Raw genomic sequence first — 26,177 nt, forward strand, 5'->3', positions numbered from 1 at the left:
TTGCTACAAAAAATGTACTTTTGCAACTTTCAAAACATTAAAGTTGTTATTTAAAGAAAAGACTCTGTATGAAATCGGACATTGAAATAGCCCGCAGCATAGAGCTGAAGAAGATAAAGCAGGTTGCCGAAAGTGTGGATATCCCGCGTGACGAGGTAGAGAACTATGGACGATACATAGCCAAGATTCCCACTCATCTGATTGATGAAGAGAAGGTGAAGAAAAGTAATCTGATACTGGTGACGGCAATTACTGCGACAAAGGCGGGTATCGGTAAAACAACCGTATCCATCGGTCTGGCACTGGGACTGAACAAGATAGGCAAAAAGGCAATTGTCGCTCTGCGCGAACCCTCTTTGGGTCCTTGTTTCGGCATGAAAGGCGGTGCTGCCGGCGGAGGATATGCCCAGGTGCTTCCCATGGAGAAGATAAACCTGCACTTTACGGGCGACTTTCACGCCATTACTTCGGCACACAACATGATTTCCGCATTACTCGACAATTATTTGTACCAACATCAGGCGGACGGCTTCGGACTGAAAGAAATCATCTGGCGGCGTGTACTCGATGTAAACGACCGTTCCTTGCGCAGTATTGTCACCGGATTGGGTCCGAGCACTAACGGCATTACCGAGGAGTCGGGCTTCGACATTACTCCGGCTTCTGAAATTATGGCCATTCTTTGCTTGGCAACAGACCTTGATGACCTCCGCCGTCGCATCGAGAACATTATCTTGGGATTTCGTTTTGATGGTACTCCATTTACTGTGAAAGAGTTAGGAGTAGCCGGTGCCATTACTGTTCTGCTGAAAGATGCCATCAATCCCAACTTGGTGCAGACTACCGAAGGTACTGCCGCTTTTGTTCATGGAGGACCGTTCGCAAATATTGCCCATGGTTGCAACTCCATTCTTGCCACAAAAATGGCCATGACATTCGGCGATTATGTAGTGACGGAAGCCGGCTTCGGGGCTGACCTGGGTGCGGAGAAGTTCTACAACATCAAGTGCCGCAAGAGCGGCCTACAACCCAAGTTGACGATAATCGTTGCTACCGCACAAGGATTGAAGATGCATGGCGGCGTCAGTCTGGACCGCATCAAGGAACCCAATATGGAAGGACTGAAAGAGGGCTTCGGCAATCTGGACAAGCATGTACGCAATTTGCGTTCATTCGGTCAGCGGGTCATCGTGGCATTCAACCGTTTTGCCAGTGATACGGACGAGGAGGTGGAAGCTATCCGCCGCCATTGCGAAGAAAAGCTCGAGGTAGGTTTTGCCGTGAACAACGCCTTTGCCAAAGGAGGAGAGGGAGCCGTTGACCTTGCCAATCTGGTAGTAGATACTATTGAGAACAAACCATCCGAGCCGCTGACCTTCACTTACGAGGAGAACGATTGCGTGGAACGCAAAATCGAAAAGGTAGCCTGCAACCTCTACGGAGCAAGTGTAGTGACTTACAGTCTCCATTCCCGCAAGGTTATCAAACTGATAGAGCAGATGGGTATCAGCCATTACCCCGTCTGTATCGCCAAGACGCAGTACTCCTTCTCTGCCGATCCGAAGATATATGGTGCGGTCAATAACTTTGAATTCCATATCAAGGATATTGTAGTCAACAACGGTGCGGAAATGATTGTAGCCATCGCCGGTGAAATTCTTCGTATGCCGGGATTACCAAAGAAACCACAAGCCGAACACATTGATATTGTGGATGGAAATATAGAAGGGCTGAGCTAAACGCGCGGAGCGCGTTTAGAATTAAAAAGCAAGAATAAAGGCTGCGCAGTTCAAAGCGAACATCGCGCAGCCTTTAATTTTAATTCTTAATTGCTGTTTGCTTATCAATAAGCAAACAGAGGATATTCTTTCATCTTTGCATTGACGCGTGCACGTACCTCTGCGATGACTTGTTCGTTGTCTACGTTGGACAGAACGGTTTCAATCATCTCGGCAATTTCGAGCATCAGGTCTTCCTTGGCACCACGGGTTGTGATGGCAGGAGTACCCAAACGGATGCCGGAAGTCTGGAAAGCCGAGCGGCTGTCAAACGGAACCATGTTTTTGTTTACGGTGATGTCGGCAGATACCAACGCTTTCTCGGCAACCTTACCGGTCAAATCGGGATATTTGCTGCGCAGGTCCACCAGCATGGAGTGGTTGTCCGTACCGCCGGAAACAATAGTGAAGCCACGGTCCATCAAGGCTTGTGCCAGGACAGCGGCATTTTTCTTCACCTGCTTGGCATATTCTTTCCATTCCGGTTGCAGGATTTCGCCGAAGGCAACGGCTTTGGCTGCGATGACATGTTCCAGCGGACCACCTTGGATACCGGGGAATACGGCTGAATCCAGCAACTGGGACATCATCTTGATTTCTCCCTTCGGAGTTTTCTTGCCCCAGGGATTGGGGAAGTCCTTACCCATCATGATAACGCCACCACGAGGACCACGCAGAGTCTTGTGAGTAGTAGAGGTCACTATGTGGGCGTATTTCACGGGGTTATCCAGTTCACCGGCTGCAATCAGTCCGGCAGGATGAGCCATGTCAATCATCAGGATGGCACCTATCTTGTCCGCGATTTCGCGCATGCGCTTGTAGTCCCATTCGCGGGAATAAGCAGAACCGCCGCCGATAATCATTTTGGGTTTCTCGCGCAGGGCAACTTCTTCCATCTGGTCATAGTCCACGCGTCCGGTTTCCCGGTTCAGATTGTATTCGCAGGGAGTATAGATAATACCGGAAGTGTTGACCAGGGAGCCATGGGAGAGGTGACCACCGTGTGCAAGGTTCAGTCCCATGAATTTGTCGCCCGGGTTGAGCACGGCGAGGAATACGGCTGCATTAGCTTGTGCACCGGAGTGCGGCTGTACGTTGGCCCATTCTGCGCCGAAGATTTGTTTCAGGCGGTCGATGGCAATCTGTTCACTCTGATCCACTACCTCACAGCCACCATAGTAACGCTTGCCGGGGTATCCTTCAGCATACTTGTTGGTAAGGCAGGAGCCCATTGCCTGCATAACTTGGTCACTTACAAAGTTCTCTGATGCAATCAGTTCAATGCCTTTGAGCTGACGTTGGTGTTCTTTTTCGATAAGTTCGAAAATTAAATCATCTCTTTTCATTCTGCTTATTAGATAAGTTTGGTAAATCTGTGTTCTCTTATTAAGCGCACAAATTTACGGGAAATAAATGAATAAATTGAAAGAAAAGGAAGAAATTTACTGTCAAAAGAACACTCCGAAAGAAAAACTCAGCACATTGTCCCTGCGGTGAAAACGGATTTCGTTTTTCGTATTTTCGTCTGCGGCGTTGTTGTCGGCCGGAATATCGTATGTCACACTTTTGGAGATGTTGTGCAGCCCCATGTCGTAACGGAAGTCGAAAAAGACGCGTGAGATGGTGACGGATACGCCGACCGTGAAGCTGAGATTGAGCGGACGCAGCCTTTCACGGATATTCACCTGGTCGAAATTCTCGAAGTCGATGTCGCTTTTCCGGTCCCATATATAGCGCACTTTGGGTCCGCCAAAGACGGCAAGGCTGTACGGTCCCTCCTTGACGAAGTTGTATCCGTAGATGACGGGGATGTCTATACTGTGGATGGACGATGTAATGGAGGCTTCCTCCGGCAGGGCTCCTGATGCGGCGTTTTCGGGCAGAGGTTTCTCGAAGGTGATGTTGCACCGGTTGATGTTGTAGGATATTTCCGGTTGCAGAAAGTGGCGGTCGAAGTTTATCCGCATGAAAAGGGAACCGAAATATCCTATCTTGTAATTGTTCTGCACTTCGTCGATGGGCACTCCGTTGACGCTGAACTGGGACACAAGGAACAGGGAAGAGGTGAAACCGCCTTTGAAACCGAAATTGACCGGAGTTTCCTTGCGGTGTCCGGAATGCTCTTCATCGGCAGTACCGGGCACAATCGGAGTCTGTCCCCACATCATGGTGGGGAAGGCCAACAGATATAAGCCCATCAGGATTCGTCGCAGCTCCATCTCTTAAAACCTTTATCGCATTATTACTTCTTTTTCTCCACCGTCCATCCGAACTTGCCTATCTTTTCCCCCAGCTCATAATATCCGCCGTGCACATAAACCAGCGGATTCGTTTCCGCCAGTTCCAGTTTGCCGGTTTCAGGGTTCAGATTACGGGTATCGGCACGGACATTTACCACATCTGCTATAAACATGTCGTGCGAACCGAGAGCCATAATCTCCTTTACCCGGCATTCTATGCAAAGCGGTGATTCCTCGATAAGAGGCGCGCTGACTACGGTGCTTTTCCCGGGTGTCAGATGCATTTCCTCGAATTTGTTGTAGTCCTTTCCGGAGCGTACGCCACACCAGTCCGTGGCACGGGCCATGTCTTTCGTGGTGAGGTTGATGACGAATTCCATATTCCGCTTGATGATGTCGTAGGAGTGGCGTTCGGGGCGTACGGAGATGTAGCACATGGGCGGGTTCGTACAAATCGTCCCCGTCCATGCGATAGTCAGAATGTTATATTCCTCCGGAGTGCTTCCGCAGCTCACCAGTACGGCGGGCAGCGGATAAATCATGGTTCCGGGTTTCCAGTCTTCTTTCATATAATCTCAATATCTTCTCTGGTCTGCTCCTTTTCGCAGTAGTGGCATTTGATGACGCAATTGTCCTTATCCACGACATGAAACAACGTAGGCATAGGCTCATTGTTCGTGATGCACTTCGGGTTGGCGCATTTCACGATTCCGCGCAGTTCGTCGGGCAGGCGGACTTCGCGTTTCTCCACCACTTCGTAGTCGCGGATAATGTTCAGTTTTACATTGGGAGCCACCACGGCGATACGGTTTATCTCTTCGTCGCAGAAGAACTTGTCGGCAATCTTGATAATGCCTTTCGTGCCCAGCTTCTTGCTCTTGAGGTTGAAGCCGATGGTGATATTGTTGCTCATGTGTTCCAGTCCGAGCAGGGAGACTACGGTAAACAGTCTCTCGGAGGGTATATGGTCTATTACAGTGCCGTTTTCCAGAGCAGCAACCTGCAATTCCTGTTTCTTTTCGCTTAACATCTTGAAATATTAGTTATTAGACGATTCTACTGAATTACTCCTTTACTCTTTTTCACCTCATCCAGTGTGATGCCCAGTACATCGCACAGAATAGCTTCACGGGCATACAGTCCGTTTTGTGCCTGCTGGAAATAGTATGCCTTGGGATTGTCGTCCACATCATAGGCTATTTCGTTGACACGGGGCAGCGGATGCAGAATGCGCAGGTTGGGACGGGTATGTTCCAGCATCTTGTTGCGCAGGATGTAGACATTCTTCACCCGCTCGTACTCCATAAGGTCGGTGAAGCGCTCGCGCTGCACACGGGTCATGTAGAGGATGTCGGCGTCTGCGATGATTTCTTCCGTAAAGTCCGTATGTTCCACGTACTTGATGTTGTGCTCGCGGCAGTAGATTTTGTATTCTTCGGGCATCCGCAACTCGTCGGGAGCGATGAAGTGGAAAGTGGGGTTGAAGTGGCGCATGGCCATCAGCAGGGAGTGGACGGTACGGCCGTACTTCAAGTCGCCGACCAGAAAAATGTTCAGGTTCTCCAGTGTACCTTGTGTCTTGTAGATGGAATAGAGATCGAGCATGGTCTGTGAGGGGTGCTGGTTGGCACCGTCTCCTGCATTCACAATGGGCACGGTGGTGACTTCACTGGCATAGCGTGCGGCTCCTTCGAGGTGGTGGCGCATCACGATGATGTCGGCATAGTTGCTCACCATCTTGATGGTGTCTTTCAGCGTCTCGCCCTTGGATGAGCTGGTGGCCTTTGGGTCGCTGAACCCGATGACACGTGCTCCAAGCCGGTTGGCGGCAGTCTCGAAACTGAGGCGTGTACGGGTGGAAGGCTCGAAAAATAAGGTGGCAACTACTTTCCCGTCCAATATATGCCGATTGGGATGGGCTTCAAATTCTTTCGCCATCTCGAGCATATAGAGGATTTTTTCCCGGCTATGCTCGGCAATGGTGACTAAACTTCTGTTTTCCATATCGTTGAATTCATTTATACTTTTCGAGAGTGTAAAGTTACGGAAAATATGCGGGCTACGGAAATATGCGGGGAAGTTTTTTTGCGAAATATGGGCTGTTTTTCAAACCGTGCGGCATTTGTTTTGCAAAATCTACAAAGGGTATGAATCGGCAACAGCAGCACTTTTTTTTGTAGTTGCTGTTGCTTAGATATATAATTATAGGTATAAATGGCATCTGCGTTTTATGTATCAGTATTGTATTGCAGCTGTTTAAGTGCAGAAAAACTAAAAAAAACATCAATGGAAATCCTGTTTCTTAAGCAAAAATCGCCCAAAAACGAGCAAAAACACGCATGAAAAACACGAGTTTTCTAATGTGAAATACTGATTATTTGTCGAAAAAGATACGGGAAAGCATAGGTGCGTTTAATATATTTCCGTACCTTTGCCCTATTATTGAACTTTGATTTTAGCAACTGAAACATGATAAGGAAAGTCGTCAAAATCCTATGGATTTTCATCGCACTGATTTCGCTGGTGTGTGTCTTTATATTCTTTTCCATAGCCAAGGGCTGGATAGGCTATATGCCTCCGGTGGAAGACCTGGAAAATCCAAATTACAAATTTGCCACAGAAGTCTTTTCCGAGGACGGAAAAGTATTGGGTACTTATTCCTATAGTAAGGAAAACCGCGTGTTTGTGGGATACAATGATTTGTCGCCCAATATCATTAACGCCTTGATAGCTACGGAAGATGTACGTTTTGCCGAACATTCGGGCATTGATGCCTACGCCCTGACGCGTGCCATAGTGAAGCGCGGTATCCTGATGCAGAAGAATGCCGGCGGTGGCAGTACCATCACCCAGCAGCTTTCCAAGCAGCTTTATTCCCCCAGTGCTGACAATGTGATGGAACGTCTGTTCCAGAAGCCTATCGAATGGGTGATTGCCGTAAAGCTGGAACGTTACTATACAAAAGAGGAAATCCTCACCATGTATCTCAACAAGTTCGATTTCCTGAACAATGCGGTAGGCATCAAGACTGCTGCCTTTACCTACTTCGGTTGCGAACCGAAAGATTTGAAGATTGAGGAAGCGGCTACGTTGGTGGGCATGTGCAAGAATCCGTCTCTCTATAATCCGGTGCGCTACAATGAACGTTCCCGCGGACGGCGCAATGTGGTGCTCGACCAGATGCGGAAAGCGGGATATATTACGGAAGCCGAGCGCGACTCCCTCCAGGCGTTGCCTCTGAAACTGAAATACAACCGTGTGGACCACAAGGAAGGGCTGGCCACTTATTTCCGCGAATACCTGCGCGGCGTGCTCACTGCCAAGAAGCCCGACAAGGCTGATTACCGCGGCTGGCAAATGCAGAAATACTACGAGGATTCACTCGACTGGGAGAACAACCCGCTCTTTGGATGGTGCGAAAAGAATACCAAGAAAGACGGTACCAAATACAACCTCTACACCGACGGGCTGAAAATCTATACCACGCTCGACTCGCGTATGCAGCAGTATGCCGAGGATGCCGTGACAGAGCATCTGAAGGAACTGCAAGGTTACTTCTTCAAGGAAAAGAAAGGAGCCAAGAAAGCTCCCTACACCTTCCGTCTGACCCAGGAGCAGGTGGACGAGATTCTGGGACGTGCCATGAGGTTGTCCGACCGCTACCGCCTCATGAAAAAAGCCGGAGCCACCGAAGCTGAAATAAAGAAAGCCTTCGACACCCCGGAGGAGATGTCCGTATTCAGTTGGGAAGGGGAGAAAGACACCATTATGACCCCGATGGATTCCATCCGTTACTACAAGTTCTTCCTGCGTGCCGGTTTCATGTCCATGGACCCGCGCAACGGACACGTCAAGGCATACGTAGGCGGACCGAACTACCATTACTTCCAGTACGATATGGCCATGGTGGGACGCCGCCAGGTAGGTTCTACCATCAAGCCTTTCCTTTATACACTGGCTATGGAGAACGGTTTTTCTCCCTGCGACGAAGTGCGCCACGTGGAATACACGCTGATTGATGAAAACGGAAAACCGTGGACGCCGCGTAATGCCAACAAAAAGCTGATTGGCGACATGGTGACCGTGAAGTGGGGGCTGGCAAACTCGGACAACTGGATTACGGCCTATCTCATGAGCAAGCTGAACCCCTATAACCTGAAACGCTTGATACATACTTTCGGTGTCCGCAACCGCGACATAGTACCTTCCGTTTCACTCTGTCTGGGCCCGTGCGAGATTTCCGTCGGCGAGATGGTAAGTGCCTATACCGCATTCCCCAACAAGGGTATCCGGGTAGCTCCGCTGTTCGTGACCCGCATCGAGGACAATGATGGAAACGTGCTGGCAACCTTTGCTCCCGAAATGCAGGAAGTCATCAGTGTATCCAGCGCTTACAAGATGCTGGTCATGCTGCGTGCCGTTGTCAACGAAGGTACCGGAGGCCGTGTGCGCCGTCTAGGTGTGAAAGCCGACATGGGCGGCAAGACCGGAACGACGAACTACAATGCCGACGGCTGGTTTATGGGCTTCACGCCTTCGCTTGTGTCCGGTTGCTGGGTGGGCGGTGAGGACCGCGACATCCACTTCGATACGATGCTTCACGGACAAGGTGCTTCCATGGCATTGCCTATCTGGACAAAATACATGGTGAAAGTGCTCGGTGACAAATCGCTGGGATATGATGAAAATGAAACATTCCAGTTGCCCGAAGGCTATGACCCGTGCAAGGATGATATAAATCTGGAAGGAGACACCCATATAGAAGAACCGATAGAGGGACTCGACGAACTGTTTAATTAGTTGAAAGGTGAAAATTGAAAGTGGATTATACGATTAGTATTGGGAGCAACGAGCAGCGGAGGGAGAACATGGAACTGGCTCGCAGACGCTTGACGGAACTTTTTCCCGGAATACGTTTCTCGGAAGAGGAGGAGACGGCACCTTTGTTCTTTCACCGTCCGAATCTGTTCTCCAATCAGGTGGCATGCTTCGCTTCCGATAATCCGGCAGAGGAAGTCACTGCCTGCCTGAAAGCCATCGAACGGGAAGCCGGAAGGAAGCCCGAGGAGAAGGAACAGGAAATTGTACGGCTGGATATAGACTTGTTGTCTTGTGACGGGACTGTCTATAAGCCAAAAGATTTGAAACGTGATTATATCCTGCGAGGATTGAAACAACTGTTATAATTAATAAAGAATATAAGGAGATGTGTCGATAGTATATGAACACTTTCGGACACCCCCTCATTTTAAAAGACGAAGATTGAAAATGAAATTTTTAGGAATCATACCTGCCCGTTACGCATCTACGCGTTTTCCGGCCAAACCATTGGCAGTGTTGGGCGGAAAAACCGTGATACAGCGAGTATACGAGCAAGTGGCAGGAATCTTGGACGATGCATACGTGGCTACGGACGATGAGCGTATTGAAGTCGCAGTAAAAGCATTCGGAGGAAAGGTGGTAATGACTTCCACCGAACATAAAAGCGGCACCGACCGCTGTCAGGAAGCTTGTACAAAAATAGGAGGACAGTTTGATGTCGTGGTGAATATCCAGGGGGATGAGCCTTTCATCCAGCCTTCGCAGTTACAAGCCGTCAAAGCATGTTTCGACGATCCGGCCACCCAGATAGCCACTCTGGTGAAACCCTTTACGGTAGATAATGGTTTCGAGGCACTGGAAAATGTGAACTCTCCGAAGGTTGTGCTCAACAAAAACAGGAATGCCCTCTATTTTAGCCGTTCCATCATTCCCTACCAGCGCAATGCGGCGAAGGAAGACTGGCTGAAGAACCATACGTATTATAAGCATATCGGCCTTTATGCCTATCGCGTAGAGGTACTGAAAGAGATAACCGCCCTTCCGCAGTCATCCCTCGAGATTGCCGAATCATTGGAACAGCTTCGTTGGCTGGAAAACGGATATACCATCAAGGTAGGTGTCACGGATGTGGAAACTATCGGCATAGATACTCCTCAAGATTTGGAACGGGCAGAAGAATTTCTTAAAAGCCATGGGCTGTAAACTAGAAAGCCCATGCTGAACCGAAGTGACCAACCCCGGATTCTTGAACCGGAACAACTGGTGGTGCAAAGGCCGGAACGTATCAAGTTGCCTAATGGCGTGCCATTGAGCGTGCTCAATGCCGGTGACAATGAAGTGACACGTATCGATCTCCTCATGGCAGGCGGCCGATGGCAACAGAAACAGCCCTTGCAGGCGTTGTTTACGAACCGCATGCTTCGCGAGGGCACCCGACGCTACGATGCCGCCCGGATAGCGGAAAAGCTGGACTATTATGGAGCCTGGCTGGAATTGTCCAGTGCATCCGAGTATGCCTATGTCACCCTTTATTCTCTGAATAAATACCTTCCCCAAACGCTTGATGTATTGGAATCTATCGTCAAAGAGCCGGTATTTCCCGAGAAAGAGCTGGGAGTGATTGTAGACAATAATATCCAGCAGTTTCTTGTCAACTCTTCCAAGGTGGACTTTCTGGCGCACCGCGGATTGGTGAAGGCTCTGTACGGCGGGCAGCATCCCGGCGGACGTCTGGTGCAGGAAGAGGATTATCGGCGTATCACCCCTGCTGTGCTACGCGAGTTTTATGACCGTTATTATCATTCCAATAATTGCAGCATCTACCTCTCGGGCAAGGTAACCGACGATTGCATCCGCAGGATAGAGTCCTTGTTTGGCTGCGAGGCTTTCGGTACGGATTTCCGCAAACCGGAGAAGACAGAATTCCATCCGGTTACCGCTTCCGGAAAACGTATCTTCATCGAACGTCCGGACGCCCTGCAAAGTGCCGTCCGTATGGGCATGCTTTCCCTGGACCGTAATCATCCGGACTACTTGAAGGCCCGCGTACTGGTCACACTGTTCGGGGGGTATTTTGGCAGTCGCCTGATGTCCAATATCCGGGAAGATAAAGGATACACATACGGTATCTCCGCAGCCATCATGCCCTATCCGGGGCAGGGAGTGCTGGCGGTCAGTGCCGAAGCCGCCAACGAATTTGTGGAGCCTCTTATCGGTGAGGTTTATCATGAAATAGACCGCCTTCAGAACGAGCTGGCTTCCGATGGAGAGCTTTCCATGGTGAAGAACTATATGTTGGGAGACATGTGCCGTAGTTATGAATCTGCATTCTCGCTGGCAGATGCCTGGATTTTTGTGCAGGTATCGGGCTTGCAGGATACCTACTTTGCCGAAGCACTGGATGCTGTCAAGGAGGTTACTCCACAAGAAATCCGTGAACTTGCAGGGCGGCATTTATGCAAAGAGAAATTAAAAGAAATAGTGTGCGGCAAAAAAATGTCATAAAAAGCGGGAGTTATCGCATCATTTTACCGGATAAATCCTACCTTTGTCAATTATCAACTATCAATTATCAATTATCAACTATCAATTAATGAAATATCTATATACTGCACTCATTCTGGCTTTCTTATGTCAAGGCGGAGCCACTGCCCAGGAAAAAAAAAGCGGCTTTTTCGATAAAGTGAAAAGTACATTCTCTTCGGAGATAAAGATAGGTACCTACACGTTCAAAGACAACGGGGCCGTCTATACCGGTGAAATAAAAGGCCGCAAGCCCAATGGAAAGGGAAAGACCGTTTTTAAGAACGGTGACGTCTACGAGGGTGAGTATGTGAAGGGCAAGCGTGAAGGCTACGGTACATATATGTTTCCCGACGGTGAAAAGTATGAGGGACAATGGTTTCAAGACCAGCAGCATGGCAGGGGTATCTACTATTTTATGAATAACAACCGTTATGACGGCATGTGGTTTCAGGATTACCAGCATGGGAAAGGAACCATGTATTATTACAATGGTGATATTTATGAGGGCGACTGGGTGAATGACAAACGCGAAGGCCAGGGAACGTATACCTGGAAGAACGGTTCCAAGTATGTAGGCTCGTGGAAGAATGACAAGAAAGACGGCAAAGGAACATTGACCTGGAATGACGGTTCCAAATATGATGGGGAATGGAAAAATGATGTCCGGGACGGTAAAGGAACTTTTGAATATGCCAACGGTGACAAATACGTAGGTGACTGGAAGGACGACATGCAGCATGGCAAAGGTATTTACTTTTTCCATACCGGCGACCGTTACGAAGGTTCTTATGTTCAAGGTGAGCGTACCGGAGAGGGCATTTACTACCATGCCAGCGGCAACAAGTATGTGGGCAGTTTCAAGGACGGAAAGCAGGAAGGCCACGGCACATTTACGTGGGCAAGCGGCGCCGTTTACGAGGGTAATTGGAAAGACAACCAACGTGACGGATACGGTACTTACAAATGGAATGTAGGTGACTCTTACGAAGGTGAATGGAAAGACAATAAGTTCAACGGCCAGGGTACCCTGATTCAGACCGATGGAACCAAATATAAAGGCGGTTTTGTGAACGGTATGGAAGAAGGGAGCGGCATCCAGGAAGACAAGAACGGAAATCGTTATGAAGGCTTTTTCAAACAAGGAAAGAAACACGGCCCGTTTGTGGAAACGGACAAGAACGGGAAAGTGATACGGAAGGGAACGTACAAAATGGGAAGGTTGGAAAATTAAAGAAATAGAATTAAAAATTAAAGGCTGCGCAATATTCGTCTGAACTGCGCAGCCTTTAATTTTTTATTATTTAATTATCTAAACTCGTGTTTAGATAATGTATTGTGAACTGATTGATTCATTATTCATCACCCGCTTGATGGTTTCGGCGAACATATCGGCAATGCTCAACTGTTTAACCTTGTCACATTTTTTAGAGTAGGGGATACTATCGGTAAATACCATCTCCGTCAGTGCAGATTCTTGTACACGGAAAGAAGCCGGGTCGGACATTACGCAGTGGCTGGCAATGGCACGGACAGATTTGGCTCCGGCTTCCAACATGATGTTGGCAGCCTTGGTAATGGTTCCTGCTGTATCTACAATATCATCTACCAATACTACATTCTTGTCTTTTACATCACCGATGATTTGCATGGTGGCAACCACGTTTGCTTTTTCACGTGTCTTGTTGCACAGCACCAGGGGTACACCGAGATATTTGGAGAATGTACTGGCACGCTTTGAACCGCCGACATCCGGGGTAGCGATTACCAAGTCTTCCAGCTTCAAGGATTCAATATAGGGGAGGAACACTGCTGATGCATACAAATGATCCACCGGAATGTTGAAGAAACCCTGAATCTGGTCTGCATGAAGGTCCATCGTAATCAAACGGTCGATGCCTGCAACAGAAAGCAGGTCGGCCACCAGCTTGGCGCCGATGGAAACACGGGGTTTGTCTTTTCTGTCCTGACGTGCCCAACCGAAATAGGGGATAACGGCTACAACGCTTTTTGCCGATGCTCTTTTAGCGGCATCGATCATCAGCAGAAGTTCCATCAGATTGTCAGAATTAGGGAAGGTTGATTGAACCAGGAATACATGCGAGCCACGGATAGATTCCTCATAAGAGACTGCAAACTCACCATCCGCAAAATGGGTGATGTTCATCTTTCCCAGAGGGCAATCAAGGCTAGCGCAGATTTTCTCTGCAAGGTATCTCGAATTTGTTCCAGAGAATACCATAAAGGGTGCTTTTTCGCTCATTTGTGTAATAGATGTTACCTATTTGTTAATTTGCATGCAAAGGTATGAATTTCCCGTTACATAAAACAAGAGTTATTGTATAAAAATTATTTTTCTTTCTCGGATTTATTCGTAGCTTTGCTTTATGAAACGACTTTCTTCCATATGCTTTGCGGGATTGCTGTGCCTTTGTACAGCAATGGTTTCGTGTGTAGGAACGGCACCCATGAAGGAAGTGCGCCTTATCGACTCTCTAAACCAGGTGGCTTATGCTTATCGTTATAAAAACCTGGATTCATCCTGCTATGCGGCATCAAGGGCCTACCGTGAAGTCAGCCTCTATAAACAAGGAAAAGCGGAAGCATCCAATAATCTGGGCTTTTGTGCTTTTATGCGTATGGATTTTGAGCAGGCCGAAAAATTTCATATGGATGTCTATAATCTGACCAAGAATGAGCTGGAACTCCTTATTGCCGACATCGGCTTGATGAAAATTTATCAGCGGACGGCGTTGAACAAGGAGTTCTACGATTATCGCAACAGTGCCTTGCGCCGTATGAAAAGGATAGCGGAGGATGACAATCTGTTTGTGGACCGACACGAGCAAATACGTTTGAATTATGCCCGTTCCGAATTTTATATCGTATCTGCTGTTTATTATTATTATCTGCAACAACGTCCCGAGGCAGTGGCTTCTATCAATGAAGTAACTGATAATCAAAAATTGTTGGCAGATACCAACCAGTTATTGTACTATCATTACATTAAGGGATCCGCTGCCTTGTGTGAAGGCGAGACGCCGGACGAACAAAGGCTGCGAGAGTTTGACGAACTATATACCACGTGGCGGTTGGCATCCCGTAAAGGGTATCTCTACTTTGAAGGGAACGGAGTGCAGGGGCTTGCCAACCTGATGGCCTCACCGGAGAATTACGAGTTTTTCCAGGACCGCCGTTCCCATGCCCTGACACGGTTTGGAGTATCGGTAGACTCTCTATTGCCAATGCGTCTAGGGCAGTTGGCTCTGCAGAAGTTCAGTCAATATAAAGATTTGTATCAGATAGCAGGCGCATATGTGTCCATTGGCAAATACCTGAATGCCCACAGTCACTATACAGAAGCTCTTGACACGTTAAAACTTGCTCTGGAATGTGTAAATGACCATCACCGCCTTTTCTATGACTGCCACGATAGTTTGGACTGGCTGAAAGCATTTGACCGTCGAGATACGATTTGCGCGGAGAAGGCATGGATGGAGCAGAAACTGAAAACCGTACCTGAGTGGATTTCACGTATTCGTGAACAGTTGAGCGTTTCGTATGCAGGACTCGGGATGAAAGAAAAATCAGACTATAACCGCAATATTTACCTGGATATCCTTGAAGATACACGCCAGGATAAAGAGCTGGAAAGCCGCTATCAGGCATTGGAAAAGGAGGCGGGACAGCTCAACGTTGTGTTGTCACTGGTCATTGTGGGCTTCGTGCTTGTATCGCTCTTTTTCTGGTTTTTCAACAAGCGTTCCAAAGACCGGAACAGAGTACATCTCCACCGTCTGCAACTGATGCTGGACATCTGTCAGAAGATAACGGCATCCATTCCGGCAGATGCACAGACTGAGGAGGAAATCATCGACTCTATCCGGACGGCTGTCTGCCCGGAATTGGAAAAGCTGTTTGGAGTGAAGGACATCCGCATAGACAACGGGCAATTAGTGTTCCCGCGTCGGATGAGCAAGGATGAGCAGGCGATGGTACGGGTGATAACTCCCTATATCCAATGGGCGATAGACAACGGCATGACGTCCATCTCCCTTGGCGACGAACGCCGCAGACTGGAAAAGCAACGCTACATTTACGAGCAGCACATCGCAGGGAACAAACGGCAAAATCTGATAAAGAAAGCATGTATGGCTATTGTTAACGGAATTCACCCGTACATAGACCGTATCATCAACGAAGTACAGAAACTGACTCAAAAAGGATTCATCAAAGAGGAGCGGATAAAGGAGGAGAAATACCAGTATATCGACGAGTTGGTTACTACCATCAACGAATACAATGATATTCTTGCCCTTTGGATAAAGATGAAGCAAGGAAGCCTTAGCCTAAACATAGAGACGTTCGAATTGAATGAACTTTTCGAGCTGCTCAGGAAAGGAAGCCGTACATTCGAGATGAAGAGACAGTCGTTGGAGGTGCAGCCTACGGATATCAGGGTAAAGGCAGACAAGGCCCTTACATTGTTTATGATAAATACACTGGCGGAGAATGCCCGTAAATATACCCCTCAGGGCGGTATGGTGAAAGTATATGCACGGCAGGAGGAGGATTATGTGGAAATCTCGGTAGAGGATAATGGTTGTGGATTGTCACCGGAAGATGTAGCCCGCATCGTGGGAGAAAAAGTATATGACTCAAAAGCCATCGGTATGAGTGACGCTCCCGACAAGGAGGAATTGAGGAAGAACAAAGGAAGTGGCTTTGGACTGATGAACTGTAAGGGCATCATTGAAAAATATCGCAAGACGAATGATTTGTTCAAGGTCTGTCTGTTTAATGTGGAGAGCGGGCTGGGAAAAGGCAGCCGTTTTTATTTCCGTCTGCCTGCCGGTATCCGTAAGTCCGTGTCGGTGTTGCTCGTTGTGTTGTCTTTGTGCATGTCATCCTGCCGGCATGCTGTGGAACAGCCTGCTTCCGGAGAGGTGTTACCGGATTCTTTGGCACTGCTTGCACAGAATGAATACGAAGCTTTGCTGGACGAAGCCTCCGATTATGCCAATGAAGCTTATTACTGCAATGTAGACGGAGAATACGAACTGGCTTTACAATACATAGATTCGGCAATGTATTGCCTGAACGAACATTACAAGCAATACGCCCATCCTATACATCGCTATATGACGCTGACGGGAGACGGGGCGCCTGCGGAACTGGATTGGTGGAACCAGATGTTCAATTCGGATTTCCATGTAATTCTGGATATCAGGAATGAAGCGGCAGTCTCATTTCTTGCATTGAAGCAATGGGATGACTATAGTTATAATAATGCTGCCTACACTACCTTATACAAACTGTTGGGAGAAGACCAATCCTTGGAAGAATATTGCCGGCAGCTGGAGCGTTCCACCAACAACAAGATGGTGGGCATTTTGCTGGCGGTGATTTTGCTGTTCGTATTGCTGTTGGGATATTACATACTCTACTTCCGTAAACGTCTGGTGAACCGCTGGAATCTGGAGCAAGTACTGGAAATTAATGGAAAGGTGTTCAATGCCTCCTTGTTGCCGGTTTCGGATACGGAGGAAATGTTGCAGCGTGAGGAGGATACATTGAAGGAAATCCCGCGGCAGATTGTAGGTTCCGCTTTTGATGCAGTGAACGAACTTTTGAGTATCGACCGGTTAAGCATAGCTGTATACAACGAGACTACACATAAGCTGGAATATACTTCCAATCCAGTGGAAGATACCGCCGTGGACGAGTTGCCTATCTGGAGGAAATATATGGAGAATTGCTTTGAGCAGCAAGTGTACATATCGGAAAAGGGTATACAAGCATTGCCGCTTGTTGTGGATGCGGGAAATATGTGTCGTTGCATAGGTGTGCTGTGTCTGGAACGCAGGGAAGGTACGGAGCAGGAGACCGACCATTTGCTTTTGGAACTGATAGCCCGTTATGTCTCCATTGTAATCTTCAATGCAGTGGTTAAGTTGGCTACGAAATACCGGGACATCGAAGTGGCTCAAGATGAAGCCCGGCGAGCTTCCTGGGAAGACAGTTTGCTGCATGTACAGAACATGGTGCTGGATAATTGTCTCTCGACCATCAAGCATGAAACGATTTATTATCCGAACAAGATAAAGCAGCTGATAGGGAAACTGCGGTCCGGCAAACAGACAGAAGCGGAGGAGCGGGAAACGGTGGTTGCCATCAGCGAATTGATAGAGTATTACAAAGGTATCTTTACGACACTCAGTTCATGCGCTTCCCGCCAGTTGGAAGAGGTGACTTTCAGGCGTGCGACAATATCTGTGCCGGAACTTATGGCTACTGCCGGGAAATATTTCCGCAAAGTGTATAAGGGAAACAAGGCGCATATTGATTTTAAGATACAACCGTTGGAAGGACGGATTACCGGCGACTGGAACCAGTTGCGTTTCCTGCTTGAAAACCTGATAGAAGAGGCTTGCTCCGTAACTCTGGATGGAACTGTCTGTCTGTCGGCCCGGGAAGATGGGGAATTTATACGTTTTCTGTTTACAGATATGCGTAGGGAAAAGACCCGTGAAGAATTGAACCAATTGTTCTATCCCGACTTGTCCCGCATGACGGCCGGTGAGAAAGGAGAACTGTATGGTACGGAATATCTGGTGTGCAAGCAGATTATCCGCGACCATGACGAGTTTGCCGGACACCGGGGATGCCGTATCAATGCCGAACCGGGAAAGGAAGGAGGTTTTACAATATATTTTACGCTACCGAAAAAATGAAATATGGAAGACAAAAAATTTAAAGTAATCATCGTTGAGGATGTCAAGTTGGAGCTGAAAGGGACGGAAGAGATTTTCCGCCATGAAATTCCCAATGCGGAGGTAATAGGTACTGCTATGACTGAGCAGGAGTTCTGGACATTGATTGAAGCCGGCGTGCCGGATCTTGTTCTGCTGGACTTGGGATTAGGAGGTTCGACCACAATCGGGGTGGACATCTGCCGGAATATCTTCAAGCGTTATCCGGGAGTACATGTGCTGATATTCACGGGAGAAATATTGAATGAGAAGTTATGGGTGGACGTACTTGAAGCCGGTGCCGACGGCATTATCCTGAAAACCGGAGAGTTGCTGACCAAAACCGATGTGCAGGCAGTGATGGACGGCAAGAAGCTGGTCTTTAACTATCCGATACTGGAGAAAATAGTGGAACGCTTCAAGAAATCTGTCCTGAATGATACAAAACGTCAGGAAGCAATCATAAGCTATGATATTGATGAGTATGACGAGCGTTTCCTCCGTCATTTGGCACTGGGCTATACCAAAGAAATGATTGCCAATCTTAGGGGAATGCCTTTTGGAGTCAAGTCGCTGGAGAAACGGCAGAATGACTTGATTGGCCGTCTTTTCCCGCCTAGTGAACGGGTGGGGGTGAATGCCACTCGTCTGGTGGTGCGTGCATTGGAACTCCGAATTCTGAATATAGACAATCTGGAAGCCGACGATGAGTAAACTCCGGATGCCACATCCCGCTACGATGTTCTTCCTGCTGACGCTGGCAGTCATCCTCCTTTCATGGATATTCGATGTCTATGGCCTGAGCGTGCTGCAACCGCAGACTGGAGAAGAAATACGCGTGCAAAGCCTGCTGAGTCCGGAGGGCATACGCTGGCTGCTGCGCCATGTCATAACCAATTTTACGGGATTCGCTCCGTTAGGGCTGGTGATTGTGGCTATGTTCGGAATAGGGGTGGCACAGCATTCGGGTTTCATCGATGCATGTATTCGCAGGGGGGTACGACGTCCACGTGATCCTTGGCGCATTATTCTGCTGGTCATTGTCTTAGGACTGTTGTCCAATATAGTGGGAGATGCAGGATATATCATTCTGTTGCCGATAGCTGCGACTTTGTTCCAGTCCGTCGGTCTGCACCCCATTGGAGGTATAATTACAGCTTATGTTTCAGTCTCTTGTGGCTATAGCGCTAATGTGTTTTTGAGTACATTAGACCCCATGATTGCCTCTGTAACGCAAGAAGCGGCTGATAGGATGAATATTGCTCCGGGGCAGACTGGACCGCTGTGCAATTATTATTTTCTCTTTGTTTCCACGTTCCTGCTTGCATTTATCATTTATCATATTACCCGCAGGAGCTTGTTGCCGCACTTGGGAATGTATGCAGGGGATATTCATTTTAATGGCTACAAACAACTGTCCCGCAAGGAACGGAGAGCTATGTTGGGAGCTGTATTTGCAGGCTTGCTGTATATTGCCATTATTCTGTGGGCTACATTCTCTTCATGGGGGATATTGCGGAGTGTCAATGGTGGGTTGATTCGTTCTCCGTTTATAGTTGGTATTCTGTTTTTGCTTTCGTTTGGAATAGGTTTGATGGGGATGGTCTATGGTTTTGCCTCCGGCCGATACCGTACGGACGGTGATGTGATAGAAGGACTTACGCAGCCGATGAAACTGCTGGGCGTTTATTTTGTGATAGCTTTCTTTGCCTCACAGATGTTTGCTTGTTTTGAATATTCCCACTTGGACAAGTGCATTGCCATTTTAGGCGCTAATCTGCTGTCCTCCGCCTCTTTGAGTAGTTTATGGATATTGATTCTCTTCATTCTTTTTACGGCGCTGGTCAATCTCTTTATGGTATCTGCCACAGCTAAATGGGCTTTTATGTCTTTCATTTTTGTTCCGGTATTGGCAAGTATGGGCATTTCGCCGGATATGACCCAATGTGCGTTCCGTATAGGTGACAGTGCAACAAATGCCATAACACCTTTTATGTTCTACATGCCACTTGTCTTGACCTATATGCAGCAATATGATAGGCAATCCACTTATGGTTCACTACTGAAGTATACTTGGAGATATTCTTTAGTCATTCTATTGGCATGGACTGCCTTATTTGTACTTTGGTACATCAGCGGTTTGCCATTAGGACTGTAATGTCATAACCAATGAACAGCCCGCTTTCGATAACCCCGGTAATGGCTTTCAGTTTCTATTCCAAATCAGGAACAATGTTGCTGAGATGAATGTCAAGAATGAAATTACCGCTTTCGGTAAATACCGGACCGTCTTTTCCTTCTGCAAGACGTAGGCTGATTTTTGAAGCTCCCAATAAGCGTATCTCGTTTTCCACATGGGAGAGAGCATGTGGAAACACTTCCACCGGTATGGGGTATTTGCTCCCCAGTTTGCTGACAAGCTTGCTCTCATCGACAATGATGTAAGTCTTACCACTGCTTTTAATGAGAAGTTTCTCCTTAAACATGGCTCCACCACGTCCTTTGATGAGGTTATTATGCGGATCCACTTCGTCTGCACCGTCGAATGTCCAATCCGGACGCTTATTCCACAGAGTAGTTTGCGGTAGGCCAAGCTGTATACATGTCATCGAAATTTCGGCAGATGCCGGAATGATTTTTATATGCAAAGATTCTTGTTTAACTCGCTGAGCTAATGCAAATAAAGTGAGATAAACGGTAGAGCCGGAGCCTGCTCCTATGACATCACCGTCTTTGGCCAGTCCGGCAATTTCCTGGGCAACCAATTCCTTATTCGCTTTATTGCTGATTTTATTTGACCATTGCAATTCTTGTATCAACTGATTTTCCCATTCCATCACTTTAAAGTTTAGTTGTTATTACTCTTTCATTCATTTTCGGGTCAATGCTACTTTCCCTGCTTGAATATTCCTCCATATTTTTACTTTTTATAATTAGTAACATTGATAATTTGCAAAATGTTTTAATACATCTGTATATAAATACCGTGTATCTTGTTTGTAAAGGTAACTAATCATTACTTTTTATATAGCAAATGAGCCTTTTGTACATAGGTAACGAAAAAAGGTGGTACAAAAATTTGCAATATTCGCAAAAAAGCGTACCTTTGCACCGCAATTAAGGCTGGTTCCGTAGCTCAGCTGGATAGAGCAACGCCCTTCTAAGGCGTGGGTCTTGCGTTCGAATCGCAACGGAATCACAACGAAAAACCGCAAATGGCTAATAAAAAGCTTTTGCGGTTTTCTTGTTTTAGAATTAGAAAATGTCCGCATAGGTTGTAATGGGAAACAAATTGGAGTATTTGGTTTACATTGCAGGCAAGATTTATTTGCGATACCTGGAGAAAAAATTATCAATCCAACGGACTAGATATACTATAATAACTCCGGCTATGACCATACTGATAATACGTACCAACATAATTTATAGAATTAAAGATTTGTTTTTATAGAATAATAATGTGCAAAGATAATTGATTGGTGGAGAAACAAAAACTCTGGAAAGGATATAAAGATAGGAGTTAACGCATATTTTCACGGATATAATCCTCTATTGTAAAATCACTCTTATATCTAGATATTTCCGGATTCTTCTCTACAGTCGTAATGCAACGTTTTTCTTTACCAAGTACCAACCGGTTTAGGAAGCTCAGGATGTCATGACGATTATCCTTCATAGGAGAATAGGATAGGGAATGTCCTATACCTTCCGCTATATAGAAATAGTATGCTGTCTCTTTTTCTTTCAGTTGCATACAGATAAAGTTTGAGCCCCATAGCCCCATTTCCTCTTCTATTACTGCCTTAGTAAAAGGAACCGTGCTGTCGGCATCACCATGGAACAACATAAGAGGACAAGGGGACATTATCCATTTTGGAATACCATTGGCACAGATTGCTCCAGAAAAGGAAATGACCCCTGCATAATTGAAATTGGCAGGTAATCTGTCCGCAAAGGCCATTTGATTGCAAATCTCATACTCTGCTTGAAGGGCAGTTATCGCACCTGCACTTGAACCGCAAGCTATAATTTGTGCAGGATTTATTTGCCATTCTACACTATGCTCAATTATATGATTTGTAGCATCACCAAAATCTTCTACAGCACAAGTGATTGCTTGTTGCAGGGCAGAAGAGAATCCTTGCAAGTCCGAATACTCCGATTTATCTATATCCTTTAATTGGGTGCGGTAATCTGTTGATACTACCACATAGCCGGCTCGTGCAAAAAAATGAAAATAAGAAATGTAATCGGGATTATCTCTTCTCCCGCCTTTGAAATCTCCCCCAAATGCAAAAAGAATGACGGGCTTTGATTGTGTCCCTTGTATTTGATCAATCATTACATACTTGTCCTGTTTCAGAGTATCAGCCTTTTTGATGGCAAAAGTATAGGTTTGCTTGTCAATATGTTGTGCATGCACAACAGTAGCTATACTTGATAATGAGCATGCCATCAAGATAAAAATAAGGCGTTTTCCCATATTCAGTTTATTCTATTAATGCTACGTGGATTATCTGACCTACAAAGATAGAATAAAACTATAACTAAAAAGGGGAAAGATGACATTTAGACATAAAAAAAGGCTATCTATCTCAGACAGCCAATCTTTTTTGTTAACCTTAAATCTAATACTATGAAAAACACAGTACAAAGATACGTACTTGCAGGAGATATCCAAATTTTAGTGGGTAATCAGTAGATATTATAACATGGTTTAGTAGAATATTATTTCTGTTAACCATTAACATAAATAATGTTCGATTTAACAAAAGCAAGAATTAATATTCCTCACCAATGATTGCAAACTTTAATCATATCGACGGTAAATCCACCATTGGCGGATATAAATTTTCCTTTTCTTTTAAGAAATTCTATAAGGGTATCTACATCCATATTGTCGGCAGAGCAAGTGAAGAAACGCTGCCGCTCTCCGAATTTTTGGATAATGGCTTCTCTCAATGATAACTCAGTATAACTATTACCCTCCATCATGTGGAAGATTTCATGTGCATGTAATTGTTCCATAATCTTTTTTGTTGCAAAGATAATATGATATTCAAAGTATAAGTGTAACATATGTGACAAAGCCCCAAAAACACATCCAGATATTTGCTTTTACGTAAAATAACACTTGTTACGACTATACTAAAAACCTCAAAAAAAGTAAAAAGGTTTTGCTTCTATACCATTGTAAACTAACTTTGGGAATCAACTTTTAAATGAATTAAAGCATATGAAAAAATTAATCTTATCTATTGCACTATGTTGTGCAGCTACGAATTTCTTTGCGCAGAATGCTGACCCTGCCCAGTTGGTCAACGATGGTAAGGCTGCTCTTGAAGCTAAGAATTACCAGGAAGCTTACACAAAATTTAGTACTTATCTAACACAAACAAACAACCAAGACTCCGTAATTGCATATAACTGTGGCGTTTGTGCCGATAAGATAAAGAAACCTGCCGAAGCTTTGAAGTATTTTGATATTGCTGTACAGAAAAAGTACAACTTGGCAAATGCTTATATAGGTAAAGCCGGTGCTTTGAAAGATTTGAAGAAAAATGATGAGTATGTTGCCACTTTAAAGGAAGGGCTGGAAGCAAATCCCGGTAACAAAACATTGACTAAATTGTATGCTACTTATTACGTAAATCAAGGTATCATGGCGCAGAAAGCCAAAAAGATGGATGCAGCCGAAGAAGCTTTTAAACAAGCCATAGCTATCCAAGCAGATAATGTAAATGCACTTAACAGTCTGGGTTCTTTGTATTATAGTAAGGGTGCCAATACCATGAAAACAGATGTAGAAAAAGCAAAAGTTGAATTCAAGGAAGCCAAAGAATATTTGGATAAACTTATTTCATTGCTCTCTGCAAACAAACCAGCTCAAAAGAAGATGATGGATAATGCAAAAACGATGTTGAACTTCATCGACAGTCAATTGAAATAAAAGACTCTCCTATATAAAAAAGAGGCAGATATCAATTCAGATATCTGCCTCTTTTTTAATGTTATAAAATGATTATTTAGTTCTTCTCAGTACAACAGCTGTACGTGCCGGTATGTAAAGCTTCAGCCACTCCTTCTTGTCTTTTTTATAAAGCGGATCGTGGATGGTAAAATGTTTGATGGTATCATCCGTTAAACCATTACCGCCATAATCTGGATTATCAGTATTCAAAATAACTTCATAAGTTCCGGCAGGAACCAAGAAACCATAATCAGTAAAAGACTGCTTGGGGTTGAAGTTGAATACAAAAATCAAGTCCTTGCGCATATAGGCCAATACCTGGTCACCGTCATTATGCCATATTTCTTGGACCGGAGTAGCTTGGAAGTTCTTTATGCTTTTTACAACTCCCAACATGGCAGCATCAAAGTCACCCATATAATGATATGCCAGATTCTTGTTGTCCACCAAATCCCATTGACGGCGGGCATATTTACATGACCAACCGTTACCTTCACGGGGGAAGTCAATCCATTCCGGATGTCCGAATTCATTGCCCATAAAGTTAAGATAACCGCCGTTGATAGTAGTCGCAGTCAGTAAACGTATCATTTTATGGAGAGAAATGCCGCGATTTACGGTATAGTTTTCGTCTCCTTTCTGCATGTGCCAGTACATATCCGCATCAATCAAGCGGAAAATGATGGTTTTGTCACCCACCAAAGCTTGGTCATGGCTTTCCGCATAGGAGATGGTCTTTTCATCTTTGCGGCGGTTGGTCACTTCCCAGAACATGCTGGATGGCTTCCAGTCCTCATCTATTTTCTCCTTGATTGTCTTAATCCAATAATCGGGAATATTCATGGCCATACGGTAATCAAATCCGTAGCCGCCATCTTCATATTTTGCCGCCAGTCCGGGCATTCCCGATACTTCTTCGGCAATAGTAATGGCTTTGGCATTGACTTGATGGATAAGCCTGTTGGCAAGTGTCAGATAACAAATGGCATTGTCGTCTTGATGTCCGTTGAAGTAATCTCCGTAATTACAGAATGCTTCTCCCAAACCATGGCTATAATATAGCATGGAAGTCACTCCGTCAAAGCGGAAGCCGTCGAAATGATATTCTTCCAACCAAAATTTACAGTTAGAAAGCAGGAAATGAATAACTTCGTTCTTGCCGTAATCAAAGCAAAGTGAATCCCAAGCCGGGTGTTCCCGACGTCCACCGGGATAGAAATATTGATTAGGATCACCGGCAAAGTTACCCAAGCCTTCCACTTCATTCTTCACAGCGTGTGAATGGACAATATCCATGATAACCGCAATCCCCATGCTATGGGCTGTATCAATCAGTTCTTTCAGTTCTTCCGGAGTACCAAAGCGGGAAGAAGCGGCAAAGAAACTGGAAACATGGTATCCGAAGCTACCATAATAGGGATGTTCCTGGATAGCCATAATCTGTATGCAGTTGTAGCCTTCTTGGGCGATACGTGGAAGAATCTTTTCTTGAAATTCCTTATAGCTACCGACCTTTTCCTCCTGCTGAGACATACCGATATGGCATTCATATATCAACAAAGGATCTGTAGACGGCTTGAAAACCCGCTTCTTCATTTTATAGGGTTTCTCCGGAACCCAAACTTGGGCACTGAATATTTTAGTCTGTTCGTCTTGTACGACACGTGTAGCCCATGCAGGAATGCGCTCACCGCAACCGCCGTCCCAATGTACCATCAGCTTGTACAAGTCACCGTGTTTCACAGCATCAGCAGGAAGCTTGATTTCCCAATTGCCGTTTGCCTTGCGTTTCAGGCTGTATTTCTTTTCTTCCTTCCAACCGTTAAAAGTTCCGACTATAAAGATTTGGGTTGCGTTAGGCGCCCATTCGCGGAAAACCCAGCCGTCGTCAGTACGATGCAGACCGAAATAGAGGTATCCGGATGCGAAATCAGATAAGGTTAACTTTCCTTTATTGGTCAGTTCTAGTTCTTTGTCTATGGCATGTTGATGACGTCCGTTGATGGCATCGGCAAAAGGTTCCAGCCATGGGTCATTCTTGATTAAATTCAATGTTTCCATATAGAGGATGAGTTTTGGATATTTGATAAAT

19 protein-coding genes, 1 tRNA gene and 1 pseudogene are annotated in these 26,177 nt (G+C 46.0%); 11 read left to right on the forward strand and 10 right to left on the reverse strand.

The genetic code is table 11. The features are described 5' to 3' along the window. Positions 1-68 precede the first annotated feature (68 nt). Entirely contained in the window at positions 69-1,739 is a 1,671-nt protein-coding gene (locus HUX74_RS12420; protein ID WP_174646770.1) for a formate--tetrahydrofolate ligase, read from the forward strand. A 104-nt stretch (positions 1,740-1,843) separates the two neighbouring features. Here HUX74_RS12420 and glyA read toward each other — a convergent pair whose 3' ends face one another. From glyA to pyrB, 5 genes are all read right to left on the reverse strand, one after another. Beyond that, a complete protein-coding gene (gene glyA / locus HUX74_RS12425) occupies positions 1,844-3,124 on the reverse strand; it encodes a serine hydroxymethyltransferase (RefSeq protein ID WP_117599591.1) in 1,281 nt (426 codons plus the stop codon). Positions 3,125-3,226: 102 nt separating this feature from the next. After that, positions 3,227-3,997 carry a porin family protein gene (locus HUX74_RS12430; RefSeq protein WP_117966416.1) on the reverse strand — a complete coding sequence of 257 codons (771 nt, stop codon included), beginning with the start codon at positions 3,995-3,997 and terminating at the stop codon, positions 3,227-3,229. A 23-nt stretch (positions 3,998-4,020) separates the two neighbouring features. Further along, on the reverse strand, positions 4,021-4,587 hold the full coding sequence (locus tag HUX74_RS12435; protein WP_117599593.1) for a flavin reductase family protein: 567 nt from the start codon (positions 4,585-4,587) through the stop codon (positions 4,021-4,023). Beyond that, entirely contained in the window at positions 4,584-5,048 is a 465-nt protein-coding gene (pyrI, locus tag HUX74_RS12440) for an aspartate carbamoyltransferase regulatory subunit (protein WP_117966419.1), read from the reverse strand. The genes HUX74_RS12435 and pyrI overlap by 4 nt, the downstream gene beginning before the upstream one ends. A gap of 26 nt (positions 5,049-5,074) precedes the next feature. Beyond that, positions 5,075-6,022, reverse strand: coding sequence for an aspartate carbamoyltransferase (pyrB, locus tag HUX74_RS12445; protein ID WP_005829081.1), 948 nt, complete (start codon positions 6,020-6,022; stop codon positions 5,075-5,077). 465 nt (positions 6,023-6,487) lie between these two features. Here pyrB and HUX74_RS12450 point away from each other — a divergent pair, with 465 nt between their 5' ends. From HUX74_RS12450 to HUX74_RS12470, 5 genes are all read left to right on the forward strand, one after another. Next, positions 6,488-8,818, forward strand: a complete 2,331-nt coding sequence (locus tag HUX74_RS12450; RefSeq protein WP_117966422.1) for a transglycosylase domain-containing protein — start codon at positions 6,488-6,490, stop codon at positions 8,816-8,818. Positions 8,819-8,838: 20 nt separating this feature from the next. Continuing rightward, the gene (locus HUX74_RS12455) at positions 8,839-9,204 is read left to right on the forward strand and encodes a 2-amino-4-hydroxy-6-hydroxymethyldihydropteridine diphosphokinase (RefSeq protein ID WP_117966482.1); all 366 of its coding nucleotides are present in this window, start codon (positions 8,839-8,841) and stop codon (positions 9,202-9,204) included. An 82-nt stretch (positions 9,205-9,286) separates the two neighbouring features. Then, positions 9,287-10,042, forward strand: coding sequence for a 3-deoxy-manno-octulosonate cytidylyltransferase (kdsB, locus tag HUX74_RS12460; protein WP_117966425.1), 756 nt, complete (start codon positions 9,287-9,289; stop codon positions 10,040-10,042). Positions 10,043-10,054: 12 nt separating this feature from the next. Continuing rightward, the gene (locus HUX74_RS12465; RefSeq protein ID WP_120128963.1) at positions 10,055-11,344 is read left to right on the forward strand and encodes a pitrilysin family protein; all 1,290 of its coding nucleotides are present in this window, start codon (positions 10,055-10,057) and stop codon (positions 11,342-11,344) included. 88 nt (positions 11,345-11,432) lie between these two features. Beyond that, the gene (locus HUX74_RS12470; protein ID WP_005829069.1) at positions 11,433-12,596 is read left to right on the forward strand and encodes a phosphatidylinositol-4-phosphate 5-kinase; all 1,164 of its coding nucleotides are present in this window, start codon (positions 11,433-11,435) and stop codon (positions 12,594-12,596) included. Positions 12,597-12,686: 90 nt separating this feature from the next. Here HUX74_RS12470 and HUX74_RS12475 read toward each other — a convergent pair whose 3' ends face one another. Further along, positions 12,687-13,625, reverse strand: coding sequence for a ribose-phosphate pyrophosphokinase (locus HUX74_RS12475; protein WP_165491402.1), 939 nt, complete (start codon positions 13,623-13,625; stop codon positions 12,687-12,689). Between the two features lie 124 nt (positions 13,626-13,749). Here HUX74_RS12475 and HUX74_RS12480 point away from each other — a divergent pair, with 124 nt between their 5' ends. The 3 genes from HUX74_RS12480 to HUX74_RS12490 are packed head-to-tail and all read left to right on the forward strand — an operon-like array spanning position 13,750 to position 20,272. After that, the gene (locus tag HUX74_RS12480; protein ID WP_174646771.1) at positions 13,750-18,096 is read left to right on the forward strand and encodes a DUF5113 domain-containing protein; all 4,347 of its coding nucleotides are present in this window, start codon (positions 13,750-13,752) and stop codon (positions 18,094-18,096) included. A gap of 3 nt (positions 18,097-18,099) precedes the next feature. Then, positions 18,100-18,828, forward strand: coding sequence for a DUF5932 domain-containing protein (locus HUX74_RS12485; protein WP_117966437.1), 729 nt, complete (start codon positions 18,100-18,102; stop codon positions 18,826-18,828). Continuing rightward, positions 18,821-20,272, forward strand: a complete 1,452-nt coding sequence (locus tag HUX74_RS12490) for an AbgT family transporter (protein ID WP_129643452.1) — start codon at positions 18,821-18,823, stop codon at positions 20,270-20,272. Before HUX74_RS12485 ends, HUX74_RS12490 begins: the two co-directional genes overlap by 8 nt. On the opposite strand, the pseudogene rpiA reads toward HUX74_RS12490, so the two are convergent. Further along, positions 20,247-20,951: pseudogene (rpiA, locus tag HUX74_RS12495) on the reverse strand (ribose 5-phosphate isomerase A). The gene HUX74_RS12490 and the pseudogene rpiA sit on opposite strands and share 26 nt — an antisense overlap. Before the next feature lie 288 nt (positions 20,952-21,239). Here rpiA and HUX74_RS12500 point away from each other — a divergent pair. Continuing rightward, positions 21,240-21,313, forward strand: a tRNA-Arg gene (locus HUX74_RS12500). A 321-nt stretch (positions 21,314-21,634) separates the two neighbouring features. Here HUX74_RS12500 and HUX74_RS12505 read toward each other — a convergent pair. Together HUX74_RS12505 and HUX74_RS12510 are read right to left on the reverse strand one after the other, a co-directional pair. Beyond that, a complete protein-coding gene (locus HUX74_RS12505) occupies positions 21,635-22,597 on the reverse strand; it encodes a S9 family peptidase (protein ID WP_174646772.1) in 963 nt (320 codons plus the stop codon). Between the two features lie 308 nt (positions 22,598-22,905). Further along, positions 22,906-23,142: a YecH family metal-binding protein gene (locus HUX74_RS12510; protein ID WP_131226362.1), complete on the reverse strand. Its 237-nt coding sequence runs from the start codon at positions 23,140-23,142 to the stop codon at positions 22,906-22,908. A gap of 208 nt (positions 23,143-23,350) precedes the next feature. On the opposite strand from HUX74_RS12510, the gene HUX74_RS12515 reads away from it, so the two are divergent. Continuing rightward, positions 23,351-24,064 carry a hypothetical protein gene (locus HUX74_RS12515; RefSeq protein ID WP_174646773.1) on the forward strand — a complete coding sequence of 238 codons (714 nt, stop codon included), beginning with the start codon at positions 23,351-23,353 and terminating at the stop codon, positions 24,062-24,064. A 72-nt stretch (positions 24,065-24,136) separates the two neighbouring features. Here HUX74_RS12515 and HUX74_RS12520 read toward each other — a convergent pair whose 3' ends face one another. Then, positions 24,137-26,146 (reverse strand): alpha amylase C-terminal domain-containing protein, encoded by a 2,010-nt coding sequence (locus tag HUX74_RS12520; RefSeq protein ID WP_131226368.1) that lies wholly within the window; start codon positions 26,144-26,146, stop codon positions 24,137-24,139. Between the last annotated feature and the right edge of the window lie 31 nt (positions 26,147-26,177).

This window comes from Bacteroides sp. Marseille-P8574 (assembly GCF_902825465.1).
Lineage (GTDB): Bacteria > Bacteroidota > Bacteroidia > Bacteroidales > Bacteroidaceae > Bacteroides > Bacteroides uniformis.